The organism is Streptomyces sp. NPDC045956 (assembly GCF_056430705.1).
Genome location: NZ_JBWKKZ010000023.1, coordinates 5,862 through 15,333, shown reverse-complemented (window position 1 = coordinate 15,333; position 9,472 = coordinate 5,862). Strand labels below are relative to the sequence as shown.

Sequence of the window (9,472 nt, the reverse complement as noted above, 5' to 3'; positions counted from 1 at the left end):
GTTCTGGCCGTGAGGGCGGGGGTGTGCTGGTCGGCGTGTGCGGTCGTCGAGGTCAGTGCCAGGGCCAGACCGCCCAGCACCGCCACCACGACACCGGAACGCCCCTTGCTCGCAAGCTTCATTGCAGCCTCCCGCGGGTGAAACGACTTCCTGGAGGCTGACGGACGATGGTTACGGGAAGCCTGCCGCGGGTCGGCGGTGGCGCGATCAGCCAGTGGACCCCGACGGTGAACCGGCCGATCCGAGGCCGAAGGGGTGGATAACGCACATCGGCGCCCTTCCCTCCCGTCCGCGGCGGACGGGGTGAAGGGCGCCTCGGAGGCGGCGGCGAGCGGACGCCGCCGCCCGTGTCACCTGCCGAGAATGCCCTCGGGGAGCAGCGACTGCGGGGACGTGGCCGGGTTGCCCACCTCGAGGGTCCCGAGCAGACCGTCCAGGAGCGGCCCACCGGGGATGCCGGAGGACGGGCCGGGCGTGGGGGCGGCCACGGCGGCGGGAGCGGAGGCGAGGAGCGCGGTGGCCATGACGGAGACACAGGCGAGCTTCTTGATCATGCCCGCCCTAACGAACGGCGGCCCGGGGGGAAACGCTCCGCCTCGGCCGACTGGCCCACTCGGGTGAGCGCCACCGCGGCGGGCGCGGAACGCGAGGCGCCGCGCCGGCGGCCGCTCCCGGCGGACGGGCGCCGCACGTGCGCGCCGATGGGGCGGCGTCCGCGGGGCGACCCGGCCCCTCCCGGCGGCCGGGGATCACCGTTCGGCGGCCGGTCGGCGGCCCCCGGTCCCTGACCCGGCCCCGAGGCTTAGCGGCGTGTGTACCTGGAAACGACTACTCCCGAACGGTTGTCGCACCGATGGTCGGTCGGCACGGGGAGGGGTCTTTCGTGGATGTGCCCTTATATCTGAGGCCGCGGGTGGATCCACCGCTCGCCTCACTGCTGGGCGCCGCACCGTTCCTGCACTCGCTCGTCGACGCGCTCGGGTCTCCGCTCAACGTACTGCTCCCGGAGACCGTCGCGGAGAACGCCGAACGTTTCCGAGCCGTCTACCGGCGCCACCACCTCACCGGGCGGGTGTACTTCGCGCACAAGGCCAACCGCTCCAGTGCCCTGCTGCGGAGACTGGCCGCCGAGGACCCGGCCGGAGTCGGGGTCGACGTCGCCTCGCTGGCGGAACTGCGGCACGCCCTCGGTTGCGGCTTCACGGGGGACCGCATCATGGCCACCGGCCCCAAGGACCCGGAGTTCCTGTGGCTCGCCGCCCGCGTGGGAGCGACCGTGAACCTGGACTCGCCGCACGAACTCGACCAACTGGCCGAGCTGGTACGCGCGTACGGACTCGGCCGGGTCGACGTCCTGGCGCGCCTGTCCGGATTCGAGTCCGACACCGGCCACGGGGGAGCGGGCACCAGGATGCTCTCCCGCCGCAGCCGGTTCGGCACCCCGGTGCGAGAGGTGGAGACGCTCCTGTCCGCGCTTGAACGGCACGCCGACGCCGTCGCGCTCACCGGCCTCGCCTACCACCTGGACACCACGGGCCTGGAGGAGAAGGGCCGGGCCCTGGAGCGGTGCGTGCTGCTCATGGACCAGTGCCGGGCCCGGGGCCTCGCGCCGCGGGCCGTCGACATCGGAGGCGGCTTCGGCGTCGGCTACGTCGCCGACCCCGAGGAGTGGGAGCGCTGGACGACCGCGCTCAGCGAGGCGGTCCTCGGCGGCCGTCCGCCCCTGACCTGGCGCGGGCACGGCTACGGGCTGCGCAACGAGGGCGGCACGGTGCGCGGCTCGGTCGCGCTGTACCCCGGCCACCGCCCGGACGCCGGCCCCGGCTACCTCGACCGGCTCCTCTCGCTGCCCACCCCGGTGCTGGGCCGGGCGCCGGGCACGCTCCTCCTGGAGCACCTGCACGACCTGCACATCGAGCCCGGCCGCGCCCTGGCCGACCAGTGCGGGCTGTCGCTGGCACGGGTCCTGGACGTGCGGCGGACGGCGGAGGAGCCGGCCTCGTACCTGGTGCGCCTCGGGATGAACGCCGGGGACGTGAGCCTGGAGGAGCACGGCGTCCTCGTGGATCCCGTGCTGCTGCCCCGCGGCGGGCCCGAGGACGGCGAGCGGGCGCCGGTCGCGGTGCACCTCGTCGGCAACCTGTGCCTGGAGGCCGACCTGATCACCCGCCGCCTGGTCTTCCTCCCCGAACTGCCCCGCGCCGGCGACCTGCTGGCCTTCGTCAACACCGCCGGATACGCGATGGACTTCCACGCCCACCGGGCCCAACGGCAGCCGCTCGCACGGACGGTGGCCGTGGAGAGGGAGGGGGACTCCTGGCGCTGGTGCATGGACGAGGACTACTGGCCGATCACACACCCGGGGGGAAAGCCCGTATGAGGTACGACAGCATCACGGAGGCCATCGGCAACACACCGCTGGTGCGCATCGACCCCGCCGTGCACGGGCTGCGCAACATCGACCTGTACGCGAAGCTGGAGATGCTCAACCCCTTCGGCTCCGTCAAGGACCGGCCCGCCTGGCACATGGCGCGGCCCCATCTGGAGGGCACGGCAGCGGGGGAGGGGACGGTCGTGGAACTCTCCAGCGGCAACACCGCCAAGGCCCTCGCCCTGCTGGCCGGCCTGCACGGGCTGCGGTTCAAGAGCGTCACCAACCGGATGCGCGTACCGGAGATCAAGGAACTGCTCCTGCTGCTCGGCGCCGAGATCGAGGAGCTCCCGGGGCGCAGCGAATGCCTCGACCCGACGGACACCGACGATCCGCTGACCCACTTCCACCAGGCCCTCTCCGAGCCCGGCAGCACCTACCTGCACACCGACCAGTACTTCAACCCGCGCAACGTGGAGGCGCACGCGGCGGGCACCGGACCCGAGATCGTCAAGGACCTGGACGGGCAGGCGCCGGACTGGTTCGTCGCCTGCGTGGGTACGGCCGGTTCGTCGACCGGCGTCGCCAGGGTGCTGCGCGAGCACGACCCGGACGTGCGGGTCCTCGGCCTGGTCGCCCACAAGTCGGACTTCATCCCCGGCATCCGCACCATCGACGAGGTGCACCAGGTCGGCCTCTTCGACCCGGCGACGTACGACGTCATCGAGTCCGTCACCTCCGGCGAGGCCCTCGACGGGATGCTCACGCTCGTCCGGCGCTGCGGTCTCCTGTCCGGGCCGACCGGGGGCGCCGCCTACCAGGGCGCGGTACGGCACCTGCGGGACGCCGACCTGGCGTTGGAGGGGTCGGGGCGCCGCGAGACCGCGGTGTTCATCGTGTGCGACCGGGCGGAGAGCTACCTGAGCTACGTGCGCGCACGCCGCCCCGAGCTGCTGGGCAGGGCGGCGCGCGGGCACACCCTCGCCTCGCTCACCGAGGACGACGTGCGGGCCGAGGCCCTGTCGGTCGGCGTGGCGGACGCCCGCCGCCGGATCGCCGAGGGGGACCCGCGGCCGCTCGTCGTCGACCTGCGCAGCCCGCACGCGTACGCGGCCCTGCACATCGAGGGGTCGGTCAACATGGTCGACGAACTGTTCGAGGAGCTGGTCCGCGGCGGGCTGCCCTTCAGCAAGCGGACGCCGGTGCTGCTCGCCTGCCCCGTCGGAGAGAAGTCCCTGCGGTACGCCGCTCTGCTGACGCGCATGGGACACCCCGAGGTGCGGAGCCTGAGCGGCGGGATCGTCGCCTGGCGCGACGCGGGCGCCCCGCTGGTGCGCGAATGAGCCGGGCCCGCCCGCTCACCGGAACCGCGCGCGAGGAGGCGGAGCGGAACGCCGCCCGGCAGCGGGAACAGGAGCGGGAAGCCGCCTGGCAGCGGGGACTGCGGGAGCAGTTCCCCATCGTCACCGCCCACCCGGAGTCGGCGTACCTCGACAGCGCGGCGACCTCCCAGAAGCCGCGGGCCGTACTGGACGCCGTCCAGACCTACCTCACCACCTCGAACGCCAACGCGGGGCGCGGCACCTACCCCTGGGCCAACCGGACGACGGACCTGGTGGAAGGGGCGCGGGAGCGGGTCAAGGAGTTCCTCCGCGATCCGGAACCGGAGCGTTCCACCGTCCACTTCACCAGCGGCACCACCGAGGGCCTGCGCACCGTCGCCCGCGACTGGCTGGTGCCGTACCTCTCGGACGGCGACGAGATCCTCGTGCCGTTCGCCGACCACCGGGCCAACCTGGACCCCTGGCTGGAGGCCGGGCGGCTGCTGGCCGAACGCGGCGTCGACGTCCGGGTGCGCGCCCTGCCCCACCAGGCGGTCTCGGGCGACTACGACCACCGGGCCCTCGGCGACCTGGTCGGCCCCCGCACCCGGTTCGTGGCCGCCACGCACGTGCACCACGTCTACGGCGGTGACATGAACGTGCACCGCATCCGCGCGGCGGTCGGCCCCGACGTACCGATCTGCCTGGACGCCGCCCAGAGCGTCGGCCACCTGCCCGTGGACCCGGCCGGGGCCGGGCTCGACGTCGATTTCGTGGTCTTCTCGGGACACAAGGCGATGGCCCTGCCGGGCACGGGAGCCCTCTGGGCGCGCAACGCGCGAGGACCCGCGTTCCGGGCGGCGGGCTGGCAGGGCACGCCCAACACGGCGGGCGTCGTGTCGCTGCGGGCGGCACTCGACTGGCTCGACGCGGCCGGTACGGACCGGATCGCCCGCTGGACGGCGGGGCTCACGACCCGCCTGACCGACGGGCTGAGCCGTCTCGGCCCGTACGAGATCCTCGGCTGCCCGGCCAGCCTGGCCGCCGACTCCGCACTGCCCGCCGCACAGCGCCGCCACGGCATCGTCACCTTCCGGCATCAGGACATCCCCTCCGACGACCTGGGGTTCATCCTCTACAGCCACGGGTTCATGGTGCGGGCGGACAGCCTCTGCCAGGCAGGCGCCGCCGCCGAGGACGGGTCGGTACGCGTCAGCCTGCACGTGTACAACACGGAGGAGGAGATCGACCGGCTGCTCGCCGCACTCACCTCCTTGGCGTGAACCACGAGCCGTACGGCAAGTGATAACCGTTTCCACCTGTAGATTCGGTCGCATCCACGACGGGTGAGACGCGGAAGAGGTGGCACGACCAGATGGGCATCAGCATGGCGGTGGCCAAGGCGTGGGTGGAACGCTGGGAGCGGCAGCAGCAGCGCTACGCCGTGGACCGCGAGGAGCGGTTCACGGTGATCACGGACGTCGTCGAGTACGTCACCGCCGGCCGCCCCCGGCCGCTGCTGCTCGACCTCGGCTGCGGCCCTGGGTCCCTGGCCGCCAGGCTCGCCGAACGCCTGCCGGACGCGGAGATCGTCGCCGCCGACATGGACCCCCTGCTGCTCGAACTCGGCCGGACCCACCACGCGAACGCCGCCCGGTACGTCGACACCGTGATCGGCGCCGACGGCTGGACCGACACCCTGGGGCTGCGACGACCCCTGGACGCCGCCGTCTCCACCACGGCGCTGCACTACCTTCCCGAACCGACCCTGCTGGACACCTACCGCCGTCTCGCCGCGCTGCTGCGCCCAGGCGGTGTGCTCGTCAACGGGGACCACTTCCCGCCCGCCGAGCGGTCCTGTGCGGGCGTCACCGCGTACGTGGGCCGCCGCCGCGCCGAGCGGACCGGCGGCCACGCCCACGAGGACTGGCAGGAGTGGTGGACCGCCGCGGCCCGCGACCCCGAACTGGCCGACCTGGTCGCCGAGCGTGCGCAGCGCCACGCCACCCGCCCGGGCGGTGTGGCCGGAGCGGAACCGGCGGCCGACCGCCACGCGGAACTGCTGCGCGAGGCGGGCTTCCGTGAGGTCGTGCCCGTCTGGCGGTTCGGTGACAGTGCCGTGCTCGTGGCGCTCAAGGGCGGCTGATCCCGGGCGCTGCCCGGGACCGGATCAGAGAGCGAGACCCATCAGGACCTCGTCGCGGTCGTCACCGGGGCCCACCCGCAGCGCGCCCGGCCACCGGCCGACCTCGCTCCAGCCGACCCCTCCGTAGAACTCCTCCAGCCCCAGGCCGGCCCGGGCGCTGAGCCGCAGTCGCTCCAGGCCCATCTCGTCGCGGGCGACGGCCGCCAGACGGCGCATCAGGGCGGCCCCCACTCCCGTCCCGCGGAAGCGGACATGTGTCTGGAGGTGGTTGACCGTCCCGCAGTGCGCCTCCAGAGGGTGCGACTCACGGCTCAGCAGCACCCAGCCCGCCAGTGCGCCCCCGACGGTGGCCAGGAGGAGCCGGCTGCGCCGAGGGGAGAGCCTCTCGACGATCGCGTCCAGCGCCGGCGCGACCGCGCCCGGGGACACCGGGGGCAGGGGGCAGCCCAGGGGGATGACCGCGCCTCCGGCGTTGATCACCGCCGTCCAGCACTCCGCGAGGTCCCGCCGAACCGCCTCGGTCGCGTCGTCGGGCTGGGAGATCTGCGCGAACGCGGGCGCGTGCGGGGTCTCGTGCGCTGTCACGCGGCCAGTGTGCCAGCCGTGGCGGGGCGACTCGTACTCCCTGCCGCACGGAGCGCCGACCACGACGCCTGAGGTCCCGCGCCCGGCCTCCGGCCGTCCCTCGCCGGGCGGGGTTCGCACGGGCAACGCCGGCGGGCCGCGGGGAGCCGCCCCGCCGCCCGTGGACGCGCGAGCGCGCGTACCGGGAGCCGAGGGACCCGCGGGCACGCCCCGGCCCGTCGCACCCCGCCGCCCGCCGCCCGCCGCCCGCCGCCCGCCGCCGGTTCCGGATCAGGACGAGTCCCGCACCACCAGCTCGGTCGGCAGCGTCAACTGCTGTCGCGGTGCGCCGTGCTGCGTGATGTCGGTCAGGATCCGGGCCATCGTCCGGCCCAGCTCCTCCACCGGCTGACGGACCGTCGTCAGGGGCGGGTCGGTGTGCCGGGCGAGCACCGAGTCCTCGAAGCCGACGACGGCGACGTCCCCGGGCACCTGCCGTTTCCACCGGCGAAGTTCGGCCAGGGCGCCGACCGCGGTGAGGTCGGAGGCGGCGAACACGGCGTCCAGATCCGGCGCCCGTTCAAGAAGCGAACGCATGGCCCTCGCGCCCCCCTCCTCGGTGAAGTCGCCCGCCTCGACCAGGATCTCCCGGGCGGGCATCCCCGCCGCCTCGTGCGCGGTGCGCCAGCCGGCGAGCCGGCTGCGGCCGACGTCCATGTCGAGCGGGCCGGTGATCGTGGCGATCCGCTCGCGGCCGCTGTCGAGCAGGTGCCGGACGGCCGCTTCGGCACCTCCGGTGTTGTCGGCGTTGACGTAGCTCAGCCGCTCGCCCGCGTCGCGGCGGCCGGCCAGCACGGTGGGCAGGCCCATCTCCTCCAGCATGCCCGGCAGCCGGTCCGCGGAGTGCACCGAGACCAGCAGGACGCCGTCCACCCGGCGGGCCGCCACCGAGTCGGTCAACTGGTCCCGCTCGGCCTGGTCGCGGACGAGCATCAGCTGCAACTGGGTGCGGCTCTCGGCCAGGGCGCCGCTGACCCCGCGGATCAGCGCCGCGAAGAACGGCTCCGAACCGAGCCGGCTCTCCGACTCCGGGATCACCAGGGCCACGGCGTCGGTGCGGTTGGTCACCAGGCCCCGGGCGACGGAGTTGGGAACGTAGTTGAGTTCCTTGATGGCCGCAAGGACCCGGGCGCGTGCGTCGGCACTGACCAGGTCAGAGCCGTTGACGACACGGGAGACCGTGGTGCGGCCCACGCCGGCGCGGGCGGCGACCGTTTTGATCGTGGGACGGCGGTTGCCGCTCATGCAATCCCCCCTCGGCGGCCGCGGCGATGGACGTACCGCGGAGGTGACCTGCGGCAATTCTTGCAGACGCTGCCGTCGGCGGAGCACCCCCGAGGCCTCTGGAACCCCTGCCGGGACCGAAGTTCACCGGCAACTTGCGTTCAAGTCATTGACAGATGGGCGCGCTCCCACGAGTCTTCGATGCGCTGGTGGGAACGTGCCCACCACTGTTGGGCACGTTCCCACCCCGTTCAGAGCCGCTGTAGTCATCGCTGTAGTCGTCGCAGAACTCGTCACTCCGATGTGTCAGCGCCGTCGCTAGGAGGAGATCCATGGGCACTTTCGGTTCGTTGCGCAGGAAGGCGGTGGCCACGGCCGCGGCCGTCGGCGCGCTGACACTGGTCGTCGGTTGCAGCAGCGGCGACGACTCGGCCACCGGCGGTGGCAAGAAGGACGGCAAGACCACCATCACCATGGGCCTGTACGGCGTGATGGGCATCAAGGAGACGGGCCTTCTCGAGCAGTACGAGAAGGAGAACCCCGATGTCGACATCAAGGCCGAGATCGCCGGTGACGAGCAGACGTACTACACCGCGTTGCAGACCAGACTCGCCGCGGGCAAGGGCCTGAAGGACATCCAGGGCATAGAGATCGGCCGGGCCAAGGAGATCACGGAGACCCAGGCGGACAAGTTCGCGGACTTCTCCGGGACGGCGGGCACGGACCACTTCCTGCCGTGGAAGGAGTCCCAGATCAGCACCGAGGACGGCAAGGTGCTGGGCCTGGGCACCGACATCGGCCCGATGGCCGTCTGCTACCGCAAGGACTACTTCGAGAAGGCCGGTCTGCCCACCGACCGCGAGGAGGTCGCCAAGCTCTGGGCGGGCGACTGGAAGAAGTACGTCGAGGTGGGCCGCACCTTCAAGAAGGGCTTCAAGGGCGGCGACGTGTCCTACATGGACGCGGCCAGCGGTCTGTTCAACGCGATGGTCTACGGCTACCCCGAGCAGTACTACGACGACAAGGGTGAGCTGATCTACGACAAGAACCCCGCCGTCAAGGAGGCATGGAACCTCGCCGCCGACGCGGCGGAGGACGGCCTGAGCGCCAAGCTCCGCCAGTTCCAGCCGGGTTGGGACCCGGGCCTGGCCAACGGCACGTTCGCCACCGCCGTGTGCCCCGCGTGGATGCTCAGCCACATCAGCGAGAAGGCCGGCGAGCCGAACAAGGGCAAGTGGGACGTCGCCCGGGCCCCGAAGGGAGCCAACTGGGGCGGCTCCTTCCTCGGAGTGGTCGAGAAGAGCCCGGTGAAGGCGGAGGCCCAGAAGCTCGTCGCCTGGCTGACGGCGCCGGAGCAGCAGGCGCACATCTTCAAGGAGATCGGCAACATCCCGTCCTCGCGCACGGCGCTGGACAACGCCGACGTGAAGAACGCCAAGTCGGAGTACTTCAGCAACGCCCCGATCGGCCAGATCTTCGGCGCCGCGGCCCAGGAGATCCCGGACAAGCAGGTCCTCGGCCGCAAGGACGGCACGATCAAGGACACCTTCTCGCAGGGGCTGACCCTGATCGAGCAGCAGGGCACGGCGCGTGACGAGGCGTGGACGACCACCGCGGAGCGCATCGAGAAGGCCGTCGGCTGACCTTCCGCCCACCCGCGGCCGCCCCGGGCCCGTCGGCAGTCCCGCCGAGAGGGCGAGGGGGCCGAACCAGAAAACAAGCTTACGGGGGAAAGCCAGGGGGCACACCCACCAAAAAAGGAATGGGAGGGGAGGGGAGAAAAGG

Annotated in this window: 8 protein-coding genes; 5 read left to right on the top strand and 3 right to left on the bottom strand. The window is 72.6% G+C overall.

All coding sequences use genetic code 11. The annotated features are described in order from the left end of the window. Nucleotides 1-350 precede the first annotated feature (350 nt). Nucleotides 351-554 carry a hypothetical protein gene (locus AC07FV_RS34575; RefSeq protein WP_479091705.1) on the bottom strand — a complete coding sequence of 68 codons (204 nt, stop codon included), beginning with the start codon at nt 552-554 and terminating at the stop codon, nt 351-353. 299 nt (nt 555-853) lie between these two features. On the opposite strand from AC07FV_RS34575, the gene AC07FV_RS34570 reads away from it, so the two are divergent. The 4 genes from AC07FV_RS34570 (at nt 854) to AC07FV_RS34555 (ending at nt 5,839) form a co-directional block, all read left to right on the top strand. Continuing rightward, the gene (locus tag AC07FV_RS34570) at nt 854-2,380 is read left to right on the top strand and encodes a Y4yA family PLP-dependent enzyme (protein WP_479091703.1); all 1,527 of its coding nucleotides are present in this window, start codon (nt 854-856) and stop codon (nt 2,378-2,380) included. Next, nucleotides 2,377-3,714: a pyridoxal-phosphate dependent enzyme gene (locus tag AC07FV_RS34565; protein ID WP_479091702.1), complete on the top strand. Its 1,338-nt coding sequence runs from the start codon at nt 2,377-2,379 to the stop codon at nt 3,712-3,714. The genes AC07FV_RS34570 and AC07FV_RS34565 overlap by 4 nt, the downstream gene beginning before the upstream one ends. Further along, a complete protein-coding gene (locus AC07FV_RS34560; protein ID WP_479091701.1) occupies nt 3,711-4,976 on the top strand; it encodes an aminotransferase class V-fold PLP-dependent enzyme in 1,266 nt (421 codons plus the stop codon). Before AC07FV_RS34565 ends, AC07FV_RS34560 begins: the two co-directional genes overlap by 4 nt. Nucleotides 4,977-5,068: 92 nt before the next feature. Beyond that, nucleotides 5,069-5,839, top strand: coding sequence for a class I SAM-dependent methyltransferase (locus AC07FV_RS34555; RefSeq protein WP_479091700.1), 771 nt, complete (start codon nt 5,069-5,071; stop codon nt 5,837-5,839). A 24-nt stretch (nt 5,840-5,863) separates the two neighbouring features. On the opposite strand, the gene AC07FV_RS34550 is transcribed toward AC07FV_RS34555, so the two are convergent. Further along, nucleotides 5,864-6,424 (bottom strand): N-acetyltransferase family protein, encoded by a 561-nt coding sequence (locus tag AC07FV_RS34550; protein WP_479091699.1) that lies wholly within the window; start codon nt 6,422-6,424, stop codon nt 5,864-5,866. A 270-nt stretch (nt 6,425-6,694) separates the two neighbouring features. Then, on the bottom strand, nt 6,695-7,708 hold the full coding sequence (locus tag AC07FV_RS34545) for a LacI family DNA-binding transcriptional regulator (RefSeq protein ID WP_479091698.1): 1,014 nt from the start codon (nt 7,706-7,708) through the stop codon (nt 6,695-6,697). Nucleotides 7,709-8,019: 311 nt separating this feature from the next. Here AC07FV_RS34545 and AC07FV_RS34540 point away from each other — a divergent pair, with 311 nt between their 5' ends. Continuing rightward, nucleotides 8,020-9,330 carry an ABC transporter substrate-binding protein gene (locus AC07FV_RS34540; protein WP_479091697.1) on the top strand — a complete coding sequence of 437 codons (1,311 nt, stop codon included), beginning with the start codon at nt 8,020-8,022 and terminating at the stop codon, nt 9,328-9,330. Nucleotides 9,331-9,472: the final 142 nt, after the last annotated feature.

Bases quoted from the DNA above. Each gene is read 5' to 3' on its own strand.
- AC07FV_RS34575 (WP_479091705.1), bottom strand. From the start codon at position 554: ATGATCAAGAAGCTCGCCTGTGTCTCCGTCATGGCCACCGCGCTCCTC.
- AC07FV_RS34570 (WP_479091703.1), top strand. From the start codon at position 854: ATGGTCGGTCGGCACGGGGAGGGGTCTTTCGTGGATGTGCCCTTATAT.
- AC07FV_RS34565 (WP_479091702.1), top strand. From the start codon at position 2,377: ATGAGGTACGACAGCATCACGGAGGCCATCGGCAACACACCGCTGGTG.
- AC07FV_RS34560 (WP_479091701.1), top strand. From the start codon at position 3,711: ATGAGCCGGGCCCGCCCGCTCACCGGAACCGCGCGCGAGGAGGCGGAG.
- AC07FV_RS34555 (WP_479091700.1), top strand. From the start codon at position 5,069: ATGGGCATCAGCATGGCGGTGGCCAAGGCGTGGGTGGAACGCTGGGAG.
- AC07FV_RS34545 (WP_479091698.1), bottom strand. From the start codon at position 7,708: ATGAGCGGCAACCGCCGTCCCACGATCAAAACGGTCGCCGCCCGCGCC.
- AC07FV_RS34540 (WP_479091697.1), top strand. From the start codon at position 8,020: ATGGGCACTTTCGGTTCGTTGCGCAGGAAGGCGGTGGCCACGGCCGCG.